At 35.6% G+C, this 24,307-nt stretch carries 27 protein-coding genes; 16 read left to right on the forward strand and 11 right to left on the reverse strand.

The features are described 5' to 3' along the window. Positions 1–6: 6 nt before the first annotated feature. From ACMAZI_RS11180 to ACMAZI_RS11195, 4 genes are read left to right on the forward strand one after another with little or no spacing between them, the layout of a single operon-like run. Entirely contained in the window at positions 7–1,080 is a 1,074-nt protein-coding gene (locus ACMAZI_RS11180) for a hypothetical protein (RefSeq protein ID WP_334678822.1), read from the forward strand. Between the two features lie 5 nt (positions 1,081–1,085). After that, the gene (locus tag ACMAZI_RS11185; protein ID WP_412474104.1) at positions 1,086–2,177 is read left to right on the forward strand and encodes a hypothetical protein; all 1,092 of its coding nucleotides are present in this window, start codon (positions 1,086–1,088) and stop codon (positions 2,175–2,177) included. Further along, positions 2,174–2,761, forward strand: coding sequence for an L-threonylcarbamoyladenylate synthase (locus ACMAZI_RS11190; RefSeq protein WP_115361812.1), 588 nt, complete (start codon positions 2,174–2,176; stop codon positions 2,759–2,761). Before ACMAZI_RS11185 ends, ACMAZI_RS11190 begins: the two co-directional genes overlap by 4 nt. Next, entirely contained in the window at positions 2,745–3,371 is a 627-nt protein-coding gene (locus tag ACMAZI_RS11195) for a methyltransferase (protein ID WP_412474105.1), read from the forward strand. The genes ACMAZI_RS11190 and ACMAZI_RS11195 overlap by 17 nt, the downstream gene beginning before the upstream one ends. Here the strand turns inward: ACMAZI_RS11195 and ACMAZI_RS11200 are convergent. Continuing rightward, positions 3,345–3,923: a DUF721 domain-containing protein gene (locus ACMAZI_RS11200; protein ID WP_158536865.1), complete on the reverse strand. Its 579-nt coding sequence runs from the start codon at positions 3,921–3,923 to the stop codon at positions 3,345–3,347. The genes ACMAZI_RS11195 and ACMAZI_RS11200 overlap by 27 nt on opposite strands. A gap of 77 nt (positions 3,924–4,000) precedes the next feature. Here ACMAZI_RS11200 and ACMAZI_RS11205 point away from each other — a divergent pair, with 77 nt between their 5' ends. Both ACMAZI_RS11205 and ACMAZI_RS11210 read left to right on the forward strand, forming a co-directional pair. Next, positions 4,001–4,660 carry a hypothetical protein gene (locus ACMAZI_RS11205; protein ID WP_115361806.1) on the forward strand — a complete coding sequence of 220 codons (660 nt, stop codon included), beginning with the start codon at positions 4,001–4,003 and terminating at the stop codon, positions 4,658–4,660. Next, positions 4,623–5,573 carry a hypothetical protein gene (locus ACMAZI_RS11210; RefSeq protein ID WP_412474106.1) on the forward strand — a complete coding sequence of 317 codons (951 nt, stop codon included), beginning with the start codon at positions 4,623–4,625 and terminating at the stop codon, positions 5,571–5,573. The genes ACMAZI_RS11205 and ACMAZI_RS11210 overlap by 38 nt, the downstream gene beginning before the upstream one ends. A gap of 107 nt (positions 5,574–5,680) precedes the next feature. Here ACMAZI_RS11210 and rpsT read toward each other — a convergent pair whose 3' ends face one another. Continuing rightward, a complete protein-coding gene (gene rpsT, locus ACMAZI_RS11215; RefSeq protein WP_115361801.1) occupies positions 5,681–5,941 on the reverse strand; it encodes a 30S ribosomal protein S20 in 261 nt (86 codons plus the stop codon). 248 nt (positions 5,942–6,189) lie between these two features. On the opposite strand from rpsT, the gene ACMAZI_RS11220 reads away from it, so the two are divergent. The 4 genes from ACMAZI_RS11220 (at position 6,190) to ACMAZI_RS11235 (ending at position 10,090) form a co-directional block, all read left to right on the forward strand. Then, a complete protein-coding gene (locus ACMAZI_RS11220; RefSeq protein WP_115361799.1) occupies positions 6,190–7,035 on the forward strand; it encodes a 3-hydroxybutyryl-CoA dehydrogenase in 846 nt (281 codons plus the stop codon). Next, positions 7,025–7,816, forward strand: a complete 792-nt coding sequence (locus ACMAZI_RS11225; protein ID WP_412474107.1) for an enoyl-CoA hydratase/isomerase family protein — start codon at positions 7,025–7,027, stop codon at positions 7,814–7,816. The genes ACMAZI_RS11220 and ACMAZI_RS11225 overlap by 11 nt, the downstream gene beginning before the upstream one ends. 2 nt (positions 7,817–7,818) lie before the next feature. Beyond that, the gene (locus ACMAZI_RS11230; protein WP_115361795.1) at positions 7,819–8,958 is read left to right on the forward strand and encodes an acyl-CoA dehydrogenase; all 1,140 of its coding nucleotides are present in this window, start codon (positions 7,819–7,821) and stop codon (positions 8,956–8,958) included. 73 nt (positions 8,959–9,031) lie between these two features. Then, on the forward strand, positions 9,032–10,090 hold the full coding sequence (locus ACMAZI_RS11235) for a hypothetical protein (RefSeq protein WP_199506639.1): 1,059 nt from the start codon (positions 9,032–9,034) through the stop codon (positions 10,088–10,090). Positions 10,091–10,387: 297 nt separating this feature from the next. On the opposite strand, the gene ACMAZI_RS11240 is transcribed toward ACMAZI_RS11235, so the two are convergent. From ACMAZI_RS11240 to ACMAZI_RS11250, 3 genes are all read right to left on the reverse strand, one after another. After that, on the reverse strand, positions 10,388–12,256 hold the full coding sequence (locus ACMAZI_RS11240) for a hypothetical protein (protein ID WP_412474109.1): 1,869 nt from the start codon (positions 12,254–12,256) through the stop codon (positions 10,388–10,390). Between the two features lie 110 nt (positions 12,257–12,366). Further along, positions 12,367–12,597, reverse strand: coding sequence for a ferredoxin (locus ACMAZI_RS11245; RefSeq protein ID WP_115361792.1), 231 nt, complete (start codon positions 12,595–12,597; stop codon positions 12,367–12,369). Positions 12,598–12,621: 24 nt separating this feature from the next. Then, the gene (locus tag ACMAZI_RS11250) at positions 12,622–14,085 is read right to left on the reverse strand and encodes a SurA N-terminal domain-containing protein (RefSeq protein WP_412474110.1); all 1,464 of its coding nucleotides are present in this window, start codon (positions 14,083–14,085) and stop codon (positions 12,622–12,624) included. A gap of 130 nt (positions 14,086–14,215) precedes the next feature. On the opposite strand from ACMAZI_RS11250, the gene mreC reads away from it, so the two are divergent. The 6 genes from mreC (at position 14,216) to ACMAZI_RS11280 (ending at position 19,688) form a co-directional block, all read left to right on the forward strand. After that, the gene (gene mreC / locus ACMAZI_RS11255) at positions 14,216–15,106 is read left to right on the forward strand and encodes a rod shape-determining protein MreC (protein ID WP_115361788.1); all 891 of its coding nucleotides are present in this window, start codon (positions 14,216–14,218) and stop codon (positions 15,104–15,106) included. Next, complete coding sequence (locus tag ACMAZI_RS11260) at positions 15,103–15,633, forward strand: hypothetical protein (protein WP_115361785.1); 531 nt, start codon at positions 15,103–15,105, stop codon at positions 15,631–15,633. The genes mreC and ACMAZI_RS11260 overlap by 4 nt, the downstream gene beginning before the upstream one ends. Next, positions 15,633–17,651: a penicillin-binding protein 2 gene (mrdA, locus tag ACMAZI_RS11265; protein ID WP_334678831.1), complete on the forward strand. Its 2,019-nt coding sequence runs from the start codon at positions 15,633–15,635 to the stop codon at positions 17,649–17,651. Before ACMAZI_RS11260 ends, mrdA begins: the two co-directional genes overlap by 1 nt. A gap of 2 nt (positions 17,652–17,653) precedes the next feature. Continuing rightward, the gene (rodA, locus tag ACMAZI_RS11270) at positions 17,654–18,766 is read left to right on the forward strand and encodes a rod shape-determining protein RodA (RefSeq protein WP_115361782.1); all 1,113 of its coding nucleotides are present in this window, start codon (positions 17,654–17,656) and stop codon (positions 18,764–18,766) included. 64 nt (positions 18,767–18,830) lie between these two features. Then, on the forward strand, positions 18,831–19,124 hold the full coding sequence (locus ACMAZI_RS11275) for a hypothetical protein (RefSeq protein WP_115361780.1): 294 nt from the start codon (positions 18,831–18,833) through the stop codon (positions 19,122–19,124). 78 nt (positions 19,125–19,202) lie between these two features. After that, a complete protein-coding gene (locus tag ACMAZI_RS11280; RefSeq protein ID WP_115361778.1) occupies positions 19,203–19,688 on the forward strand; it encodes a MarR family winged helix-turn-helix transcriptional regulator in 486 nt (161 codons plus the stop codon). A 6-nt stretch (positions 19,689–19,694) separates the two neighbouring features. Here the strand turns inward: ACMAZI_RS11280 and ACMAZI_RS11285 are convergent, their stop codons facing one another. The 6 genes from ACMAZI_RS11285 to ACMAZI_RS11310 all read right to left on the reverse strand — a co-directional run. Next, positions 19,695–20,201: a rhodanese-like domain-containing protein gene (locus ACMAZI_RS11285; RefSeq protein WP_115361776.1), complete on the reverse strand. Its 507-nt coding sequence runs from the start codon at positions 20,199–20,201 to the stop codon at positions 19,695–19,697. Between the two features lie 67 nt (positions 20,202–20,268). Further along, complete coding sequence (locus ACMAZI_RS11290) at positions 20,269–21,174, reverse strand: hypothetical protein (RefSeq protein ID WP_115361774.1); 906 nt, start codon at positions 21,172–21,174, stop codon at positions 20,269–20,271. Further along, positions 21,167–21,841 carry a hypothetical protein gene (locus ACMAZI_RS11295; RefSeq protein WP_115361772.1) on the reverse strand — a complete coding sequence of 225 codons (675 nt, stop codon included), beginning with the start codon at positions 21,839–21,841 and terminating at the stop codon, positions 21,167–21,169. The genes ACMAZI_RS11290 and ACMAZI_RS11295 overlap by 8 nt, the downstream gene beginning before the upstream one ends. Positions 21,842–21,891: 50 nt before the next feature. After that, positions 21,892–23,202 (reverse strand): HD domain-containing protein, encoded by a 1,311-nt coding sequence (locus ACMAZI_RS11300; protein ID WP_412474111.1) that lies wholly within the window; start codon positions 23,200–23,202, stop codon positions 21,892–21,894. An 18-nt stretch (positions 23,203–23,220) separates the two neighbouring features. Then, a complete protein-coding gene (locus ACMAZI_RS11305; protein WP_158536864.1) occupies positions 23,221–23,463 on the reverse strand; it encodes a glutaredoxin family protein in 243 nt (80 codons plus the stop codon). A gap of 68 nt (positions 23,464–23,531) precedes the next feature. Then, positions 23,532–24,307: histone protein (locus ACMAZI_RS11310; protein ID WP_412475125.1), on the reverse strand; the 776-nt coding region annotated here is incomplete at its 5' end.

Raw genomic sequence — 24,307 nt, forward strand, 5'->3', positions numbered from 1 at the left:
TAAGTAATGACGGAAAGAAACTGGTTAATTAGAACAGAATCGAAAAAAATACTCGGTCCACTTTCAAAGCAGAAGGTTGTCGAGTTTGTACAAAATGGAACCCTCTCTGGAGAGGATGAGATTTGTAGCGGTAATGGTTACTGGTTTTGGGTCAAAGAAGAAGACCTATTAAATAAGTTTCTCTATGGAGATGAAGAACAAACCTTCAATCCAGTAGCAGAGGCCAAGACGAAAGTTGCAAATAGCGTAACAAAACTTGTTAAAACAAGTGGTATCGTAGAAAAAATCTCTAAAGAGAATGGGGATGAAATTCCTGCAACACCATTATCTTCTGAAAACCCTGCAACAGATAATTCAACAACAATTAATGATGAAGAAGAAATATTACTTCCTGCTGAAGATGACTTAGATTTTCCAGAGCCAATTGATTACAGTGATACAGCAGTTGCAGCTCCAAGTAGTGAGCCTAATATTGTTCAAGAAAAACCACTGGCAGATGTGGCTGATGACGAATCAATCAGTTTAGCCGAAGCAACAAGTGCTATGGATATCGAGGAAGAAGAAGTAATCCTTCCTTCATCTGATGATCTCGATTTCCCAGATATTGGTGGTGTTTCAGAAAGTACACCTGCTGAGGAAGTTGCACAAGAAGCTTCTCAAGTAAGCCAGATTGATCAATTTGTTGAAGAAGTAGAAAAGAATAAAGAAGATGAATTAGCTGCTCAAGCAGAAGAGATTCTTAAGTCTGAAAAAAAACAGCCACCAACTGCACCGGATTTAGATAGTATTGAAGATGATAATATCGAGCCTATGAAGGCCGTAGAAATGCCTCGTCCTTCAAAAAAGAAGAAGTCAGGTGCTAAGAAAAAGTCAAAAGCTAAAAAGAAGAAAAGAAAAAACGATTATAGCTTTGTCTATATTGCAATTGCTGTATTAATTGTTCTTCTTTTCTTTATTTCAAAATTCTATTCAAAGCTTGTAGGTAAGGAATTGTTTTCTGATATTCAATTTAAAACACCAACTAGCTTAGTTTACGCGCAAGAGTTTAGATCACAGGATAAAAAAAAAAGATTTTTCTAAACTATGTGAATGTTTCATATAGTTTATCATTAGAAGGTGTCGAGTATATACCGGACTTTATTAAAACACCTCCTAGTACTTGTGATAAAATTACACAATTTGAGTTCAATTTGATTTATGCTTTTACGACGTCAGAACTTAAAAGTGACGAGAAGCCTTGGGTTGAGTTTCAGGCCAAGTGTCAGCATCTATTTTATCCAGATATCGTTATAAAGTCTTATGTTGAGTCTCGTTCTGATAAACCTGTTTTGGAGTTTGAAGAAGCTTTAAAAATGAAGTTTGATAGTAAAAAAGTAGCTCATCAAAACTTCTTAAAAAGTTTAGAGAGAAAGAATATTCATCAATTACTTTTAGAAATAATAATCGCTTCTTCATTAAATAAAAACGAATGGCTAACGACTGTTATTATCGACTTACTAGGTCGAGACATTACAAATTATTCCGTTTGGATTAATGAAAATATCATTCCAAAATCAAGACAGAAGTATGCAAAATATATTAATAGAACTTTTGAATTGGTAAATGAGTCAAGTATAGATGAATTTTATAAATTAATGTTTTTTAAAAAATTCACTCATATATCTACTGGTGATAGTCGATTAAAGTTAACACAGCTTTTAAATCAAACTTTTGGAGCAACTCTTGAGTTTGATATAACAAGTTATAAATATGGAGTTAAGATGACTCCATTTTGGGTGCAGGAGCTTGAGAATTTTAATGAAAAGAAGCGCTTAGTAGAGAGGTTCTTTGATACTCCTGCTGTAAAAGAATTATCTGATTATAATGGCCTATTATTTGAATACAATCTACCAAAGGTTGGAAGTGGCCGAGATAAGATTATCGATAAAATAGCTAGTGAGTATAAAGATTATAATTTTGATCAAATGATTTCTTTGATTTCTGGATTACGTAACCCTGTTTTTAAAAAAGAGCTGGTCAAGCGTGATAAGTATTTTGAAAGGCCAATCTTTAGTATTGAAAGAACATATCTAAATAAGAAATTAAGAGAAAAAAAGAGTAGCTGGCTTGCGTATCAGCTGTTATATCTTGGACAAAGAAACGAAGAAGTTATTAAAAACTTAATGGTTGATTTATGAAAGATTTATTCATTTATCCAACGGATACTGTCTGGGGAATTGGAGGAGATCCATTCTCTATTGAAACGTATGAACTTATTGCTCAAGTGAAGGGAACTTCAATTAGAAAGCCTTTGAGTATATTAACTAATGATGTTCAAAATTTGATTGATACTTTTCATGGTTCAGAATCCTATACAGCTCTTTTTGATGACCTTTTCAAATACGAAATCACAGTGGGACTGCCAAAGGCGAGTTTATCCCTTCAATTTCCTAAAGGTCCATTTGATGATACGGACTTTATTTGTTTTCGAGTCATTCAAAATGAGATCATTGATGAGTGTATTAGGGACTTTCCTGGATTCATTACTTCAACAAGTTTAAATAAAACAGGTCAGCCTCCGATTTACGACTCTGATGAAGCAAATGAATTTTGGCATCGATATTGTCCTGACAGTAACTTCATAAGTTCAGATTTTCTTAAACCGAGTGGGCATTCATCAACTATCATATTAATCTCAGGATTGACGGCCCAAGTAGTTCGAGAAGGTAATCATATTGACAATATTTTAGAAGTGTTAAAATCTCATGGCATTAATTACTGATTATTCACAGCCCTCATTTTATCATTTTTCTCGTGATTCAATTGAGTTAGCAAATTGTGTGGCCGAGCATATTGAATTTCATGAGCTTGTCGTTGATAAGGTCGCTGACCTCTGCTGTGGTTGTGGCGTCATTGGACTCGAGATCTTACAAAAGCTAGAAGAAGAACTTCTCAATTCGATAAAAGAGATTCATTTTGTTGAAGTGCAAGATGATTACAACTCTCATCTTCATCGTAATATTGAAATAGTTAAAAGAGAAATAAATGGCCTTGAATATCAGGTTCATTTCGAAAATATTCTTCAATTTAATACAGTAAAAGACTTTGACCTTATTGTGATGAATCCACCATATTTTAAAAATGGCCATGGAAGATCTAGTGAGAATGAAAAGAAAAGAACTTGCCGAGAGTATTCTGGTGATGAGCTTAAGAGTTATATCGTTCACGCTGCTAATTTACTGAGTCAAAATGGTGTTTTATTCTTTGTTTGTCGAGAAGATGAGCAATTAAAAGAATTACTAAGTGGTATTTCTAAGAACTATTATATAGAGAAGGTTGAGGAGGCAGAAGGCTTTTCGATTTTCTTACTTCTTCGTTCTAAGTTGCATTAATATTGAAGTTAATGACTTTTTGAGCTCTTCATCTTCAATATCTGAAAATTGTTCTTGAGCATCTCTCATAATTGCTTTGTATTCTGGAGATTGTGGATGTAGACGATTTTCAACTTCTTGTTTTACTATTTCTTTTCTTTCGACTTCCGACTTCTTTTTTTGGAAGAATTGATTATCTACTTGGAAGAAGATTTTCTTAATCTGTCCTTTTGTTGCAGGTAGAACATTTCCAATTGATTTTATAATTTCTGTTTCCATGTATTTAAGCTGTTGAGCGTAAACTGGATGTGAAGTTAAAATCGTTAGAGATTTATTTTTTAGCTTAAGTGGAATAGTGAATTGAGAAAGCCTTGGCCCTACGATCTTATTCCAAGAACTTGAGAGCTCGAGAAAGTCAAAGAGATCAATGGCCTTATTCGCTTTAAAGTTAGATTGTTTATTACCATAACTACCATAACTTGAAACGCTCGCAACACCAGCGTTTTTACTGAAGTCACTATCGATATCTTTTAAAACATCTTTTAAATTTTTGAGATTTTTCAGCTTTTTCACAAGATGCATCATATATTAAAGAGGTCTTACCAGTCAAAGTAATAGACGATTGATTGAATCATAGGCATATTATTAATATGAGGTTTTTCGTATTAACTTGTTTAATTTTACTTTCTTCTTGTGCAGGGTATCGTTTCAGTGAGTCAAATAACCCATTTGAGGCCCAAGGAGTTAATAGTATTACAATTTTTGTTGTAAAAAATCACACTGGAATATCAGGTCTTTCTCAAATATATACTGATGAAATTGTTGAAACTCTTTCTTCTTTTAGTTCTTTAAGGGTTAGAACAGGAAAGAATTATGACAGTGATGCAATTTTACTTGCAGAGATTACTAGTCGAAAAAAAGCGGGGAAAGAAGTTACTGAAACTGGTGACACCTTAATGAATGATGAGCAGAAGAATCAATTGGGTGGAAATAGAAATGCTTTCTATCTAGCTACATCTGGAAGTTATCAATTTCAGATACAAGTGACAGTCTTTAAGAAGCCAAATAATGATGAAATTCAGTTCTATGAATCATTTTATAAAATAGACCACTCTCAATTTCCTCGTAGCATTTTTTCAAAGACTTTTGATATAAGTGATTCTTATATTATTGAAAATACAGTTGGTGGAATTGACAGTGCTGCTCCTCTTAGAAGTGTAAAGAACCGAGGTACTTTTAAGAAATCCCTAGCTGATGGAGCAAGTGATTTCGGTGATGACTTTAGAGAGGTTCTTCTTTATGCCTTCTAAAAAACAAAGTTTTGATATTAATAGCGTTGATCAAGTTTCAAAAATTCTTAGTGAATTAAATGGCCTATACCATTTAACTGTCCCAGATGAATTTATTTCAAAAATTGTTTGTGACAAATTAAAAGGTGAGACAAAGAAGATGTGGCCTAATGAGTTTAATATCGACTTTGTAGAGCAAGAGCTTCTTGCTGGAGGCGGTCTATTTGGGACTAATGGCCCTTATGTTGTTATTGATGCTCAGGATATTAAAGCTAATGCTTTTGAAGCATTTAATAATAATCGTCACTTAATTGAAGACACAATTATCTTCATAACGAAAGGGCGCCTGCCTAAAGCTTTTCCTAAAGATATGAATGCTTTGGCCATCGCTGCACCAAAGCCATGGCATTTTGGCCAATACTTAGATATTTTTGCTAAGTACTTTGGTTTTCAAATGAATCCTCAAGTGAAGAACTTTATTGAAAAGTCAGTCCAGGATAATGTTGGTGATTATTTCAATTCATGTCATATTCTTTCTCACCATGTGGATGCAAATGGGAATATCTCTCTTGAAAAAGCCAGAGAGCTTATAAAGGTGAGAAAGTTAGACTTCTTTGATCAGACAGATCTTTTTAATCAGCAAAACTTAAAAAGGTTCTACCTCAACTTATTATTAGTGGAAGATGATTTTAGTTTATATATGGATTTCTTCCGTTCATTTCAGGGCCATATATCAAAAATTATTGACCCTAGTTATTTGGCCACTAAAAAATCTCTTAGTAAGTATGATAGGGGAATTCAATTAGCATCTAAAAAGTGGAATTTTGAAGAGTTAATCGATATTCAGCAGAAGATGATTAATTTTGAAGTGCTGGCCAAGTCTAAAGACCTTTGGCTTAGAGATCAAATCCGTAGAGAATACCTCTGTCTCTAAAATTATAAGAAAAAATTAAGAAGTTAGTATTTTAAAAGATATAGCTACAAACACAAAAAGCGGAGATTGCTCTCCGCTTTTTATATATCAAACTATCTAATTAAAGATTAAAGCTTGTTGATTTGGTTTGCTAGTCTAGAAGTTTTTCTTCCAGCTGTGTTAGTTTTAATAACACCGTGCTTTGCTAGACGACCAAGTAGCTTTTGAGCTGTAACTAGAAGAGTTGATGCTTCTTCTTTCTTACCTGCTTCAATAGCATTTCTTACGTTCTTAACAGCTGTTTTTACAGCAGTTCTTTTTGAAGTATTTCTTTCGTTTCTAACAATTGCTTGTCTAGCTCTTTTCTTTGAAGATTTGTGGTTTGCCACAATGGACTCCTACGTTTAACTTGTTCAACATCTAATTAATAAGTCACTTTTTATAATCCGCACAATGCATTTTTGCAAGAGAAAAGTGAATATTACACATCTCTACAATAGGATTTATGGACCTAGCTTCTTTTTATGATTAAATGATTCATGGCGTCTAAGTATTTGATATATCTGAGTGAAATAGTAATTTAATGGACGATCCTTTATAATTTAGGTACTTTGAATGCCAATACAAAGGAGACACAATGATTAAACAAATTGCCGTTATAGGAGCAGGGCAGATGGGTCGAGGAATCGCTCAAGTTGCCGCTATGAATGACTATAAAGTTTTTATGTATGATATCTCAGCTGAAGGCCTTGAGTTCGGACAGAGCTTTATAAAAAAGCAATTAGAAAAAGGTGTTTCAAAAGGTAAGTGGGAACAATCATTTGTTGATTCAACGCTAGCTAACTTAAGTGCAACTTCAGAAATGAATGATCTTAAAGGTTGTGACCTTTTCATTGAAGCAGCTACTGAAAATAAAGAGATAAAATTCAAAATCTTTAAGCAATTAGATGAGATTGCAAAACCTGAAGCAATCTTAGCTTCAAATACATCTTCAATTTCAATTACTGAAATTGCTGCAGCTACTTCACGTCCAGAAAAGGTTGCTGGAATGCACTTTATGAATCCAGTACCTGTAATGAAGTTAGTTGAAACAATCACTGGGCTTGAAACAAGTGCTGAAACAATTAATGCTGTTGAAGAAGCAGCAACAAAAATGGGTAAAACAGTTGTACGTGCAGATGATGTAGCAGGCTTTGCTGTTAATAGAATCCTTATGCCAATGATCAATGAAGCTTTCTATACTCTATACGAAGGAGTTGCTGAGGCTAAAGGGATCGACGATGCTATGAAGCTTGGATGTAACCAGCCAATGGGACCACTAGAGCTTGCTGACTTTATTGGACTTGATACATGTTTAGCTATTATGGAAGTTCTACATGATGGCCTAGGTGATACAAAGTATCGTCCATGCCCACTTCTTAAGAAGTATGTAACAGCTGGTCGCTTTGGTCGCAAAGTAGGGAAGGGTGTTTATGAATACTAATTTTGAAACAATTGCTTTTGAAAAGCTCGGTGAAATTGGAATTTTAAAAGTAAATCGTGAAAAGAAATATAATGCACTTAACTCACAAGTACTTCACGAGTTAAAAGATTTTTTATCTTCACTAAGTGAAGGTCATGAGCTTAAAGGGATGATCTTTACTGGAGCTGGTGACAAAGCTTTTATAGCTGGTGCAGATATTGCTGAAATGAGTGATATGACAGTTGATGAAGGGCATGACTTCTCAACTCTTGGGCAAGATGTAACGCTACTTTTTGAAAGTTTAAATATTCCAGTAATCGCTTGTGTAAATGGTTTTGCACTTGGCGGTGGTTGTGAAATGGCCATGTCATGTGACTTTATTTATGCAACGAAGACAGCAGTTTTTGGGCAGCCTGAAGTAAAACTTGGTCTTGTTCCAGGCTTTGGTGGTACACAGAGATTAGCAAAGTTAATTGGACGCAATCGCGCTAAAGAAATTATTTATAGTGGCCGTAATGTTGATATTAATGAAGCAAAAGAAATCGGGTTAGTTGTTCGTTCTTTTGATTCACAAGATGAAATGATTAGTGAGGCGATGAAGACATTGGAAGCAATTTCTAAAAACTCACCAAATGCAGTGGCCATATCAAAACAAATTATGAACGAAGGTAATGACCTGACTAATGAACAAGGTCTAGATATTGAAGCTCGCCACTTTGGCGATATCTTCTCTTCTTATGATATGAAAGAAGGAACAAAGGCCTTTGTTGAAAAAAGAAAACCAGAATTTAAGGGAGAATAATAATGATGTTAAGTGACTACCAAGAACTTAGAGACCTTGTTTCTAAATTTGCTGATAGCGAAGTAGCTCCTCTAGCGGCTTCAATTGATAAAAATGAAAAGATTCCAAGTGATCTCGTTGGTAAGCTCGGTGAGAATGGATTCCTAGGTTCATATGTTCCAGAAGAATATGGTGGAGCAGGAATGGATTATGTATCTTACTCGATCATCGTAGAAGAAATTTCTCGTGCTTGTGCTTCAACAGGGGTTTTAATCTCAGCACACACTTCACTATGTGTTTACCCAATTCTAAACTTTGGTAATGAAGAGCAAAAGAAGAAGTATCTTCCTAAGCTAGCTTCTGGTGAGCATATTGGTTGTTTCTGTCTGTCTGAGCCAAATGCTGGTACAGACGCAGGTTCTCTGACAACATTTGCTGAAGATAAAGGTGACTACTTTGAGATTAGTGGAACAAAGAACTTCATTACAAATGGTAAAGAAGCTAATATCGCAGTTGTTTTCGCTAAGACATCAAAAACAGATAATTACAAAGGAATCTCGGCATTCATCGTTGAATGTGACTCTGAAGGTTTCGAAGTAATGAAATGTGAAGATAAGCTAGGGATCAAAGGATCATCAACAGCTCAAATCGCATTCGATAAAGTAAAAGTGCCAAAAGAGAATCTTTTAGGTGAGTATGAGAAAGGTTTCAAAATTGCGATGAATACACTAGATGGTGGACGTATCGGTATTGCTGCTCAGGCACTTGGTATTGGTGAAGCTGCATTCCGTTACGCTAAGCATTACTCAAATGAAAGAGTTCAGTTTGGTAAGCCACTTCATGCAATTCAAGCAATCCAGTTTAAGTTAGCTGATATGAGTACAAAACTTGCAGCATCACGTCTTCTTATTTGGGAAGCATCTCGTAGAAAAGATAATGGTGAAGAGTACTCATTACAATCTGCTCAGGCCAAGCTTTTTGCTGCTGAAGCTGCAATGTGGATTACGACTCAAGCTATTCAGGTTTGTGGTGGTAATGGATATACTAAAGAGTATCCGGTTGAGAGGTTCTTCCGTGATGCTAAGATTACTGAAATTTATGAAGGGACTTCAGAAATTCAAAGAGTCGTAATTGCCGCTAACGAGCTTAAGAGCTTAAAGTAGGCGTTGTTCTATTGAAAGAGAAGTGATACGGTTTTAACTTGTTATGTTAAAGAAAATCTTGGAGAAAGTAGGCATGGCCAAAAAGAAAACTACTAAGAAGAAAACTGCGAAAAAAGCGGCTAAAAAAGTAGCAAAGAAAACTACGAAGAAAAAGACTGCAAAAAAAGCGGCTACTTCTTCTGCAAAGAAGAAGGTAGCAAAGAAAACTACGAAGAAAAAGACTGCAAAAAAAGCGGCTACTTCTTCTGCAAAGAAGAAGGTAGCAAAGAAAAAGACTGCAAAAAAAGCGGCTAAAAAAGTAGCAAAGAAAACTACGAAGAAAAAGACTGCGAAAAAAGCGGCTAAAAAAGTAGCAAAGAAGACTACGAAGAAAAAGACTGCGAAAAAAGCGGCTAAAAAAGTAGCAAAGAAAACTACGAAGAAAAAGACTGCGAAAAAAGTGGCTAAAAAAGCAGCAACTTCTTCAACAAAGAAGAAGACAGCTAAAAAAGCCGCTTCTTCAGTTAAGAAGAAGGCAGAAAATAAAGTAGCAAAAAAGGCTGAAGCGACACCTAAAAAGAAAACTTCAAAAGCTAAAGCAAAGAAGGAAGAAGTAGTTGAGGCAGTTGAAGAGCAGCCGGAACTATTTACTGAAGAAGAAGTAGTTGAGGAAGTCGTTGAAGAGAAGAAGCCTGCACCAAAGGCCAAGAAGAAAACAAAAGCTGAAGAAAAGAAAGAAGCTGAAGAAGATCGTATTGAACAAGTATTTGATATGGCCGATAATTTAGATTATTTCCTAGGTGATACTGATGATTGTCTAGCTAAAGGATGTGATAATCCAGCTACAACGGCTGGATACTGTCGTCTTCACTATATTGGTTATTGGAAAGAAATTAAAAACAAAATAACAATCCTTGAAGAAGGAATGCTACAGAAGTTTGTTCGTGAGATCACTTCTAAATATCCAGTAAAAGTTATCGACGAGGTTTTAAAAGATCTTGCTGATGATAAGTCTTTCGTTGATGTTCTTCGTGAGATGGATATTGAAGCAGATGAAAGCTTTGATGAAGTTGATGATATTGATGCAGAAGATGATCAAGACATCGCCTTCGAAACAAAGTCATCTGTTAAAGCTATTATGGATGAGGAATAGCGTCATTGTTTGCCCAAAGGCAAACTATTGGACGCTATGCCAGCTCCCCATGCAAAAGAAATTAAACTAATTCAACAAGCCGGGTTCAAGCCCGGCTTTGTTGCCTCTGGAGCAATGGGAAAGAAAACGCAAAGAAAAAGCGACATTTTAGCGTAGCTAAAATAAGCCAAATCCCCCGTAAAGAAAAACCGACATTTTCACGAAGTGAAAATGAGCCAAATCCCTCTCAAAGAAAAAGCAACATTTTCACTTCGTGAAAATAAGCCAATACTCCACAAAGAAAATCTATCTCTTATTTTATTTCTCTTGAATATTCTCGGCGCCATCAAATAAACTAAAGATCAGTTTATTGATATCTTCCAACTCTACAGTTGTATCGTCATTAGGAGCTTCAGAGTAATCAATTCCTGCCTGAGCAAATCTCTCCCCAAGCTGATCCTCTGAATAGCCAAGTGTTGCTAAATTTACGTTCATCTCTTCATATTTCTGCTTATTTTCTTCAGATAGAAATGAATTTTTCATTTCAGCTGATAGGGAAGCGGTGTTTCGGTTTTTAACTTCTTCACCATCTTCGCCAGTACTAGAAACCTCAAGAAATGATGAAATGATATTGTTATAGTGAACTAGCTTTGAAAAGTTCTCTGGTCGTGATTCAATTTCTTTAGCAATCTTTGCGATCTTTTCAACATCCTGGGCATTATTAGCATCAAACTCATCACCTGTTGTTGTATGGGCTTCAATCTCTTCTCTTAAAGAAGCAAGGATGGCATCTTTCTTTGCTTGATAACGACTCTCAACTTGCTCTTTTACACCTTGAATTGTTGCAAGTTCTTGGGCCTGCGTTTCTGTATAACCTTCTTCAATTAGGATCTTTGCGATCTCTTCTGGATCGTTTTCACTATTTTTTAACTTTTCAAGAGTCGCTTCTTGTTGGATTTTTAGCTCACCTAGGAGTGCGTATTGTTCTTCTTTGTCTGTTGCTAAGTATTGACTACAAGCTTCAGCATCAACAATTGCTCCGTCTTTATAGCACTCTTCCATTTTTGCAACATCTTGCTTGTGGCCTTCTGATAGGGCCTCAAGGGCCTCACCTGAAGAAATCGTCGTTAGAGCATTGATACTCTCGTCTTGATTCTTAGTTGAGTCATAGAATTCAACATTTTGAATTCCGGCCATTCCGGATTTCTTATCGAGTTTGGCAACGATATCATCTGTTTTAAGAAGACTTTGCTTAGCTAGTTCAATATATTGAACAACCTGGCAGGCCCTCATATTAGAGTTATCGACAATTTTTTCACATGTTTCAGTTTCATCTGCTGTAGGGTCTTTTCCCTTCTTCATGCGGTCTTCACATGAGCCAAGAATATCTGAATACTTCTTTGAATCTTTTTGTTTCTTTGTTGAAACATCATATTTCTTATAGGTAACTTCACCTTTATTAGCACTCGAGCCAATAGCACAAATTACAGGTAGGTTTTGAATACATCGTTCCCAATTTGAATATGCACCTTTTTCGATGTCTTGCTTATTAAGACTTGCGATATTTTTATTCTTATCACCACTCGCTTTTTCATCACTAAAATGAATAAGAGGATATGCAGGTATTCCTGTTTGCTGTATCTCTGTAGCGTATGGCCCAGTCTCAATACAATATGATGTCATTGATGCAATAATATTTTTACCAAGTTGAGTTTTATAGAGTTCAAAGAAGGTTCTTTGATCAGCGATTTTTTCAAACCGGCCTTTATCACTTTGATACTCACCGTAAAGGGCCTCTTCAAGGCGTTTTTGGAAAAATTCCTTTAGGCCTTTTAATCCTGCCGACTGTTTCTTTGTCGTTTCCATGGTCGTGCGATAGCGTCCAGTACCTTCCTCGCCACTTTGCTCATTAACAAGCTTCATGACTTTTTCTTTAATACCTTCATCCGCTTTGATGCGATCCCATAAACAATTACTTAATTTATTGTCGCCATCTTCAAGCTTTCCATTTTGCGCATCAATTTGATAACACTCTGAATACATTTCTCGAACGCCTTCAACTTGCATAGCACTTTTAAAAAGAGGATTTTTACTACTGATAACTTGTAGATACTGGGCCTCTCCATTGTCATTTGCAAGGGCCGTTGTCAGAGACAAGAGTGTGAATAGCGTAAGAGTTTTCCTCATAACCATATTATACTACTCGGTTATTTGAGGTAGAAGCTTTAGATAAATTTAATGTGATTTTAACTAGTTAGAAGAGAGCTAAGGGTTTGAAATTGCAAAGAAAATGAGGTTTAACCATCATCTCCAATGGCCTCAACTGGGCATGCTTCAAGGGCAGAGATACATTCTTCTAATTCAGCATCGTTTGTTGGCTGGAGTTTTACGAAGGCGTGTCCTTCATCATCATTCATTTCAAAGAAGCGAGGGGCCTCCATCACGCAAGCATCACAGGCGATGCATTGGTCATCAACATAGAATTTGCCATCTACATTCTGATCAAATTTTGCGCTTTTATCGGCCATCTCGCTTCTCCAAAAATTCTATAATTACTGTGGTAATTGAGCGTATTTATTTTGTTTAAAAGTATATTCTTTGCTTAAGTTATCTAGCAGATTTTTTATCATTTGTTGAGAACTAATATTTGTAAGACCTTCAATATTATAAGATTTTACATCTTTTTCATCAGCTGGTTTGGTCGCAACAATTGTTGTTTGTGTTGCTTCATCAAAAGTGAATAATCCGCTCTCTTTTGAGAAGATCTCAGCTGTTTGCTTCTCATCTAATGCACCTGTTGGACCGGCACCTTCAAGCTTATTAATATTTTGATCTTTAACAGTTAAGTTGTACTTTTTCTTTAAACGACTAAGAGCTTTACCGCTTCCAGCTGCATTTTTAATCTCATTAGTTGCCTTGGCCACCATGTCTTTTATATCGATTTCTTTTTGTAAGATTTCTTTTGCAAGACTTCTTTCATGATTTTCAAGTTTAGCAACGACTGCATCTTTGCGATCTTGAGCATAGATAATATGATAACCATATGATGTTTTAACTGGCTCAGAGATTTCACCCTCTTTTAAAGCAAAGGCTGCTTTTTCAAATTCTGGTACCATTTGACCGCGCTTTACCCAATTAAGATCACCACCATTTTCTTTACCTTGTGGTTCTTGAGTATACTTCTTAGCAAGACGAACGAAGTTTTTAGGATTAACTTCCTTTCTAATCTTCTTTGCCTGCTTAAGAGCTTCTTCTTCATTACCTTCATCAACAGTAATAAGGATGTGTCTTGTTCTTACTTGTTCAGGAGTTGAAAGAACAGGCTTCTTTTCATTGAAAAGAGCTTCAACTTTTGACTTATTTTCTTCATTGCTTAAAAACTTAGTAATCTCTTTATCTGAAACATTAACAAGCTTTCTAACTTCACTATGCTTTAAAGAAATAATTTTTGCATTTCTTTGGTCTTGGTATAATTCATTTAATTCGTTTTCTAGTCCTTTTGATAGAGGAACGTGTTGAACGATATTTTGTAGTCTTCTTAGGGCCACACGATCTTTCGTTTCATTCTCATAATCTTCAGGAGTGAATTTATTGTATGAAAGTAGTGCTTTATACTTTGTGATATCAAATTGCTTATTTGTTTGGAAATATGGCTGGTTTTGAATATCGTTGATAACTTCTTCATTTGAAACAACAATTCCTAGATCATCAGCAACAACAATTCTTAGCTTTTGAAAAACAAGGTTTCTAATAGCATTGTCATAAACTTTATATTGAGACATTTGTTGTGATGTTAATGGTTGTCCACCATTTAGAATATTTGCGTAGAACTCAGATTGTCTTTGAACTTCAGCATTGAATTCACGAACTTTTATATCATGACCAGCAACACTTCCTATTGAATCAGGTGTACCAGTATTAAACATTGGTCCTGAAACCATAAATGAAATTACAATAATCCCGATAAAAAGAGTCAGGAATATCTGCGATGATTTTTTCTGAAAACTAGATGACATTATACCACTCCATGTAATTTTTGATTTCCGATATTATCACTTAAATAAGGTGGGTCGTAAAGATTATTGGCAGTTTAAATAATCCTGTGTACGATTTTAATATAAAAAAAATTAGCAACTTAGGATTAGAATGAAGCTGATCGCATCGGAAGGATCTCGAACCAAATTAATCATTAATCTCGTTGTCTTATCACTTGCATTTTACGGCGTGTCAAAACGTAAGGCCCCTTATAAAGAAGCCTCTATTTTCGAGAATGTAATGATGGATACACTAGCACCTCTTCAAAGAGGGATTTCCAACGCATATGGAAATGTCGCGTCTTTTTTTGAAGATTATATGCTCAATGTTAATGCGTCGAAAGAAAATGTTGCACTGAAAGAAAAAATCGGTGCCTTGAAGCAAGAGGTTTTTGCACTAAAGCAATTAGAGCAAGAAAATCGACGTTTAAGAGATATCTTAAATTTTGGAGAAAAGATAAAACATGAAATGATCTCTGCTCAGGTTGTGGCCTGGGACTCGTCGAGTGACTTTCGTGTAATTCGTATTAATAAAGGTGTTGAAGATGGTATTAAACTTCAGTCAACAGTTGTTACCTCAGAAGGTGTTGTTGGTTATGTATACCGTCTAACAGATCACTTCGCTGATATTTTAACGATCCTTGATCCAAGTAATCGCGTTGATGTTATTGTAAATCGTACAAGGTCTTATGGAATACTTGAAGGTTATTCTGGCTGGAGAACAGTGATGAAGTATGTCGTTCGTACTGATCCTGTTCGCCTAAATGATCTTGTTATCACTTCTGGTCTTGGAAATATTTATCCAAAAGGTATTCCTGTTGGAAGAATTACAAAAATTGAACGTGAAAGTTATGGGATTACTCAGCACCTTGAAGTAACTCCTGCGGTTGATTTTTCAAAGCTTGAAGAAGTTGCAGTTCTTGTAACGACGAAAGATCAAGAAAGAAAGAGAGTGGAGTGGCAAGCTCTAGAGAATAACGCTGAACAAGGAGATGACAAATGATTAAGTCATCAGATATCCCAATTCGTTTATTAATTACGGTTTTAATCCTTATTGTCTTAGAGGTTTTGGCAAGTGCCTTTCTTCCTTTATTTGGACTTAATAAGTACATGATTCCATTTAATATCTTAATTGTTCTCTATGTTGGGTTTAAATTAGAAACTCCTTACTTAGCTCTTATAATTCTCTCTCTTCAATTAGTTCATTCACTCTTCTCAATTGAAGGTTGGGAGTATGGGACTATTGCAGGTGTTCTTATTTGTATCGTCATTGCATATTTAAGAGATCTACTTCATTTTACAAGTAGCTTCATTACGATGCTGACAACATTTATATTTCAAATTCTTTGGTTCTTAATCAGTTCATCACTACTGTATTTAAAGTTTGATAGTTTTGATTATATTGTTCAGAAGTTTTGGCGTTTTATTCCAGAGAGTATAATTTTATCTTTATTGGCACCAGTTTTCTTCTCTTTACTTGATAAGGTATGGAAGACGAAAGGTGAAGGCCTTATGGGAAGTAATGTTTAATGTTTGCTGAAGAAGAAGTAGTTCGCTCCCATAAGACACGAGCGGATATTCTATTTACATTAATTACTTTAGCTTTTGCGATTATCTTAATTCGCCTTTGGTATTTACAGATATATCAAGGGGACCTGTTGTATCAATATTCGATTCAAAACCGCTTAAGAAAAGAGACAGTTAAAGCACCAAGGGGGATGATTTTTTCTCGTAATAATCAACTTCTTGTTGATAACGTTCCTCGTTTTGACCTCGTTATTATTCCTCAATATTTAACGAATAAGAAAGAGACTATAAAGAAGCTTTCAAAAATTCTTGAGATGGATGAGAAAGATATTTATAAAACGTTAAAGAAGTATCGTGGCCAAGCAAGATACCGTCCCGTAAGAATTAAAAAGAATATTTCAAATAAAGAAGTGGCCATTGTCGAAACTGAAAATGAAAAGCTTCCAGGTGTGCAGGTCGAAACATTTATTTCACGTGAATATCGAGATAAAGAAGTTGGCTCACACTTACTTGGCTATATTGGTGAGATCTCTCAAAACCAATTACCAAGGTATCGTAAAAGAGATAATATTGATTACAAGCTAGGTGACTTTATCGGACAAGCCGGAATTGAAGAACGTTTTGATCGCTATTTACGTGGTGAAGACGGATACCAAATTATGGAAGTCGATGCCAGAGGACGTATGCGTCGCTCAATTGGTACGAGTAATCTTTTGGCCGGTATTCAAAATAAGAAAGCTAGACCAGGAAATAATTTAAGATTAACAATCGATCGTGATATGCAAATTACTGCTTACAAGGCCCTTGAGGAAAAGGTTGGTGGGGTTGTAGCAGTAGACGTTAGAAATGGTGAAGTTTTAACAATGGTATCACGTCCTTCTTTTGACCCAGGACAATTTTCTAAAGGATTAACATCAGAGTATTGGAACTCGCTAATTAATAATCCTGATCGTCCTCTAAGAGATCGTACAATTCAGGATCACTACGCTCCAGGTTCAACTTTTAAAACTTTTACAGGAATTGCTGCTCTCGAAGAGGGAATTATAAAAGCAAAAGATGAAATAATGTGTGGCCCTCGCTTCAGATTAGGACGTCGTACTTATAATGATTGGAAGCGATCTGGACACGGGATTACAAATCTGTATAAGTCATTACGTCGCTCTGTTGATGTTTACTATTATAAGATCGCTGTTGAACTGGATATTGATATCCTTGCAAAGTATGCTCGTATGTTCGGACTTGGTGAAAAGACAGGAATTGCTCTACCTCGCGAAACAACTGGCCTTATTCCAACTAGAGAATGGAAGGAGAAACGTTTTGGTGAGAAGTGGCAAGACGGTGAAACCGTAAGTTGTGTAATCGGTCAATCATATGTTCTTGCAACACCTCTACAATTGGCCGTTTCTTATGCTGCCATTGCAAATGGTGGGAAAGTATTTAAACCGCAAATTGTTAGAGAAGTTTTTAATAATAAAGGTGACATTATTAAAAGTTATAAAGAAGAGCTCATTCAAACGGCCGACATTAGTGAGCAAACTTTTGTCGACATCAGACAAGGCCTATACGAAGTTGCCAATCACCCAAAAGGAACAGGTTGGTGGGTACGAGGTACAGGTATTAAAATGGCCGGAAAGTCTGGTACTTCTCAAGTTATTTCAATGACGACATCAGAGCTATTTTCTAAGTGTAGTGAAAAACCATATAACCAAAGACACCACGGTCTATTTGTGGCCTTTGCACCATATGAGAATCCAAGAGTTGCAGTTGCTGCTGTTGTTGAACACGGATGTTCCGGTTCAGGTGCAGCTGGCCCAATTGTTCGAGATGTTCTTACGACTTATATGAAAAAGTATATGCCAGATCTTCATCAAATTTATGCAAAAGAAGATCGTGCCATTATGAAGAAATACTTTGCAGAAAGAAGACGTAAGAGAGAAGAAGCTCAACGATTAAAAGAAGAGAAAGAAAAGAAAGAAGAACAAGCTTCAGAGTCTGAAGAAAATGGACGCGAAGAGGATTAATAATGGATTTATCTAATATCAAAGAATTTTTTAAAAGATATGACTTCTCATTTTTTCTTTTGAGTTTTGTAATCTTTTTCTTTGGAATTCTAAACCTCTATTCTGCAACTCATGCTTCGGCCAGTACAGCTCATGCAAACTTATTTAAAGTTCAATTAGGTTGGTATGCACTTTCAATTGTTGTTGCCTTTGTTATTAGCTTTATTAATCCACAAAACCTATATCGTTTCGCTTGGCCGATCTATTTATTTAATATTCTCTTATTAGTCTTAGTACTAGTTCTCGGTCATAAGGGAATGGGGGCAAGACGATGGCTATTAATAGGGCCTATTAGAATTCAGCCTTCAGAATTTATGAAGATTTCAGTGATCTTTATTTTGGCCCGTTATTTTAGAAATTACGCTCCTGATATTGAACTTGGATTAAAGGATCTTATTAAACCTGCAATCCTTGCCATTATTCCGACCATTCTAATTGTTGTGGAGCCAGACCTTGGAACAGGACTTCTTGTTCTTCTTATATTTGCAACAATGGTTTTCTTTAGAAAACTCAAATGGAAAACACTTCTTATCTTGGGACTTGTTGGAGTTCTTAGTGGGGGAGTGATGTATCAATTTGGATTAAAAGAGTACCAGCGAAATCGTATTAGAACTTTCTTAAATCCTACGGCCGATGCTAAGGGGACAGGCTACAATGCGATTCAATCAAAGATTGCTATTGGTTCAGGAAAGATATTTGGTAAAGGTTTAAGAAAATCCTCTCAGGCTTCACTTAATTATCTTCCTGAGAATCATACTGACTTTGTTTTCTCAATCTACAATGAAGAACATGGCTTCTTTGGAGCGATACTTCTGATTGGCTTATACCTCTTTCTCTTTTTTCGATTTGTCTGGCTCTCCGTAAATGTCAGTAGGATCTTTGAATCCGTCACCATAATTGGAATTATGAGTATTTTCTTTTGGCACACCTTTATCAATATGGGGATGGTTATGGGATTACTACCGGTTGTAGGTTTACCACTTCCTCTTATGTCATATGGTGGGTCCTCATTATTAACCTTTGGGATATGTATCGGGGTAGCGACTTCAATTTCCAATACGAGAAGGTTTTTCTAAGATCAGCTTCGATTTGGCATTAATCCTGCAACTATATTGAAGAAAGCAGCAATATGGAGCAAATATGGCAAAGAAGTTGATCAAATTATTTACAGTTGTCTCATTACTTAGCATTTTATCGGGTTCTGTTATGGCCAATTCATTCGGTCATAATGAAGAATTTGAATTATTTGATCGATTGAAAACTGATATGTGGCAGATGGGCCTTGACTTTGAATATGTCCAAACGGCCGATCTTAACTCACCAACCCATGGAATGATGCAAGATGGTGAAATTCAGCAAGAAGTTGCCCAGCAAATGTCCGCTGTAAAATCAGTACCTTATGATCTTATCCATGCCTTTGAAAGATCGTTCTAAAAACGTATTTAAATTTAGTACTAATATTTGACTATGGAGAAATGATCTCGCTACAATATTGCTGTAGCGAGGTATGAAATGAAAAACGTTTCAGCAATTGGTAGTCTCCTTAAGAGAATCTATCGCATTTATAGTAATCATATTTTATCTTATCTTCAGGATAAGGGTTTTACTGATCTAAGACCTAGTTTCCTCGAGATTCTTATTTATACATGTGAAAATGAAGGCCCAACAATTAAAGAGATTGGTGCAGCTTGTGGTTTAAAGAAACAAACTATGACAAGCCATCTCAATGAATTACAAAAACGTGGCTACATTATTCGCAAGTCTTCAGAAGTTGATAAGCGTGAGCAAAGAGTTTATCTGACGGAGTACGGTGAGAAATTTAAGTTTTCACTTTATGACGTATTAGAGCTAATCGAGAATAATTATTCAAGACGTATTGGTGAAGTTGAACTTGAGCGAATTTTATCGACTCTCGATAATATGCACGACAAGCTTAATAACGTGGAAAGGGATACACTTGAATCTCGTATCCAATTAAATCTTTCTCTCGATTTCTAGACGTATTTAGGCAACTTTCAAAACAACAGAGCCTTGATTTGCTGGCCAAAACTTATAGCCACCAGAGATGTTATTAACGTTGAAGAATCCTTTCTTAACTAGCTTTTCACAAGCTTGTATAGACTTAAGGCCGTCTTCACTAATAACGAGAATTGGTGTTGTTTTGTTTGTGATCTCAACATAGCGGTGATCTAATTCTTCGTAAGGAATGTGAATTGCACCTTCTAATTCAATTGGTTTGTCATAACCTTTAGAAGTGATATCGAGAAGAATATAATCCATATCCTTATCTTCATAAATTTCAAGTGCACGACGAGGTGAGAGATCGTTATATGGAAGTCCCATTAAGATCATATTATCATCAATGAATTCACCATTTTTGACACGAATTAAGTGATTTCTTTGTAATGCAACTGAGAAATCTAGTTTCTCATCTACCTTTGCAAGGTTACGTTCAATATTAGTAAGCCTTGTATTGATAAAATCTAGCATTTGAAAGTATTTTAAATCCACGAAATCCTCCTCATTCTACCAACCATTTCGGTTAAAAAACCTTAAAGATGAGAGAATGAGGCCGTGGCTAGAAGAGCGGGTAAAAATTTCCGTAATAGATATTCCCAGTGATAACCGTTGTTAAGAAGCATGATGTGAAGAGAATCGCACCCTCATAAATTCCATAACCGAGTTCAACATTCAGTTTTTTCTCTTCTGTTTCATCTTTCTTAACCTGAAGGTCATCTTGAATTGAGAAGACCCAAATAAGGCCCTTTCTAATAATTGGAATAATGATAATAGAAAGTAGAATTTTTAGGATTACCTGAATCGTATACCATTTAATATCTTGTAATGAATGGTCTAATGCTGAAGATATAATAATGCATAAACCTAAAATAAAGCCCATATAAGAAATTGCAACCGCCAAGCTTTTTTGAACTAGGAGTCGATTAAACGAAAGCTTGGATATGATCTGAAATGTCTTTGAACAAAAGCCGATGAGAACAATGGCAAATAGCCAGAGAAAAACAGTCATAATAAGAGAACTATTTGAAACCTTAATAACAGTCTTTAGAATATAGGCTAATGAAATAGAATGAGAAAAACAAATGATTGCATAAGCATAGTTCTTACGCCTAAGAACTTCATCTGCGTATTCAAAGTTGTACAAAACGATACTCTCTAAAATATATAGAGAAGCAAGGTAGAGAATGATGACCATAATCGATTCAAGAAATAATTGTCCAAGAGCGAAGTAAACTCCATCAGATACATTAATGACAATATTTGAATAGATAATTCCAATACCGATGATTCGACCAAAGAGATGTATAGTATCTGTTGAATTTTTAGATGGAGCAAATTTCTTAAGAATTTGATGCTTTATTGAAGGATAGAGAATAAGGTGCGCTTGCTTATAAATATAAACAATAAAGCAAATAAGGAGCGCAAATATAACTCGAATAATTAATTTATCATAAAGCTCATTCATTCTTGAGGTCCCATTTAGGTATTTTTGTATATTTCTTTAAAATATCTTTGAAGTTAGTTTCTCTTTTGACATTCTTCTTTAACTTGTAATTTTCTTGAGTCACTTTTCCATCTGTTCCAAACTCATCATTTAGTCCGTAGAAAGGAGTATCAAGTTTTTCTAAAGCTATCATTTTTCGATAGAAGCTGTAAGTTGGTGTAAAGTCTCCCCAGCGAAAGATCATTGGAAAGTTTTTGTATGTTCGATGAAAGCGCCATACTTTTTGACCAGAGCCTGAAGTTCTCCATGTACCATATGCAGGGGAACCAATGTAGATTGAACCAGGAGGTAGGGGAACTGTTGAGATTTCACCGTTTTCAAATCTTCTAAAAAGAGACATCCCAATATTTTTCTTATTCTCAAGATGAAAGTCTCTTGAGATCCTAATATTATATCTTTGAGGTGCTTTAAAGGCGTGAATGATTTGATATTGATGATAATAAGTTTTAATTAGTGCACCTGTAGAGAATTCTTTTTCAAGAATTACTGAAATAGGAGAGCCTTTAAAAATGGAGGCAAAAGCATTTGCATTCGGAATATAGATTGTCTTCTTCTCAGAGGGAGAGAAGCTCTTAGAGATTCCTAAATAGAGCAAAATTAATAGCACATAAAGTGAAAACTTATTCATATCCTCTTATTATAGACGAGGATGAAGAGTTAAGTAAAAACTTTCAAAGATTAATTTGCAGAAATTATTTTATTAATTTCGTCTAAATTAGCTTTGCTTAGCATCCCAAGGTCACAGTGGAGGCGATTAATAGCATGTGACTTTTGAAATTTGTGGAAAAGATCCGTCGCTTCATTGATATCGAAGTATTCTGTACGTCCACCCATCTTTGAATTTCTTACTACTTTCATCGTGTATTCATTATTATTTGGCTTATCTGCTGCATAATACTTCGATAGACGGCCAGTTGAAGAAGAGCGGATGACTTCAATATTTAAGGATTCTAAGTACTTTTGAACTTCCTCTAATGTCTTTAGTTGTGAACTATTAAAGGATTCAAAAATCTTTTCTGGAGTTTGGTTGTTAACAATGGCCTTCGCGTAAGGATTGTTTGAATGACGAAGAACCTTCATTAGATGGTAATCATCGTGTTCAATATATTTTTCAATATCAGCAGGGATTAAATACTCATATGGTGAAGTTTTAAAATATCTTTGTAGAAGCTTTTCAAGACAAACAGCGCGGTAGTGGAAGTAAACCATAATAAACATGTGGTAGCGGCTTAGTAAAAAGTCATCAAATGTGATAACTGCTCTTTCCGAAATACCTAAGCTTGCTTTTCCATCGATAATAGCTGGTTCGAGATTATCAAGTAGCCAGTCAAGATCGTAGGAACCGTAGCTAACTCCACAGAAGTAGCTGTCTCTTAAAAGGTAGTCCATTCGGTCACAATCAAGTTCACTTGAAACAAGTTGATGTAGAAGTGGGAAGTAGCTAATACCATTTATTGTGAAATATTCGTGGTCGCTTGTTTCTCCGCGAATTAAGTCTGCTATATACTTTCTTTCAACGCCAAAAGTCTTTTCAACTTCTCTTAGGCTATGAGCAAGTGAGCTATCTGCAATTGCTTTAATTGTATAATCTTCATGAGTGGCCTGGCGGTTACTATTAACGTCTCTTGCTACAAGGTACTCTTTTGGTATTTTAAGGTCTTTAAGCTTTGGCATAACCACTTCAGTTGAGTGACTTAAAGGGGCATGTCCAATATCATGTAGAAGACATGCTAGCTTAAAAGTTTCTTTGATTCTTAAGTGCTCTTTTGTGAGTTCGACACCTTTAAATAGACGGTCAAAGGCCATCTCTCCAATCCTCATCACACCTATTGAGTGGATGAAGCGAGTATGAGTTGCGCCAGGAAAAATATATTCAGAAAAACCTAGCTGCTTAATATTTCGAAGGCGTTGGAAGAAGTCTGCACGAATAATAGGTTCTTCTTCTTTTAAAATATGGATTGATCCATGTACCGGGTCTCTAACTTCCATTTGGATTTAACCTCAAGCTTATTTTAGTTTTTCTTTGTTTTGCGTTAACCAGTTGATGATATCTCGCGACTCAAACATTGGTTCTCCATCAATGTATAAGCAAGGAACTGTACGTCGTCCTGTAGTCTTAATATGCCTTTCTAGAGCTGATGTGTCATTCATTATATCGCAATAAGTTAGATTAATATCTAGTTCTTTCACTGCCTGAAGGACAATTTGGCAAAAAGGACATGAGTCGTAATAGTATAGTTCTAGTTTCATAATTTTATCCCAAACAGAAAAAGCGGCCGAAGCCGCTTTTATCATTTTATAATCGATGTAAATAAATCTTAATATAAATCGTCTTTATCTTCATCAGATGTTTCTAGGCCAAGTGCATAGCGCTCATCTTCATCTAGATCATCTGCTGATACTTCCTCTTCTGGAGAGTCAAAAGCATCGTTATAACCCCAACCAAAACTCATATCATCTTTTTCGTCTTGCTCATCATCTGGGTTATATTCTTCTTGAAGATTTGGGCCTGGATCGTTGTAATTTTCAGCCGCTTCAAGAGCAACGCTACCTTCTGCTTCTTCAATCGTTTCAACTTTTGCTTCTTCGGCTTCAGCTAGTTTATCTTCAATTTCATATTCTTTAAGTGAATCTGCTAATTGAGCTTCTAGTTCAGCTTTATGCTCAGCTTTGTATTTAGCAATGGCCTCTTCACGAGAAAGTGCTGCCGCCGCTTCTCTTTCTGCTTTTGTTTGTTTTTTCTTTGGAGAAGCTTTTGTTGCTTTTTTAGCAGTCTTTTTCTTCGTAGTTTTCTTCGTTGCTTTTTTTGCTACTTTTTTCTTAGCCGTTTTTTTCTTTGTTGCTTTCTTTGTAGTTTTTTTGGCAACTTTTTTCTTAGCTGTTTTTTTCTTTGTCGCTTTTTTAGCTACTTTTTTTGCAGTTTTTTTCTTAGTAGCTTTTTTGGCTACTTTCTTTGCAGTTTTTTTCTTAGTAGCTTTTTTGGCTACCTTTTTCTTAGCCGTTTTTTTCTTCGTTGCTTTTTTGGCAACTTTTTTCTTGGCCGTTTTTTTCTTCGTTGCTTTTTTGGCAACTTTTTTCTTGGCCGTTTTTTTCT

The sequence above is a fragment of the Halobacteriovorax sp. YZS-3-1 genome (assembly GCF_047084945.1).
GTDB lineage: Bacteria > Bdellovibrionota > Bacteriovoracia > Bacteriovoracales > Bacteriovoracaceae > Halobacteriovorax_A > Halobacteriovorax_A vibrionivorans.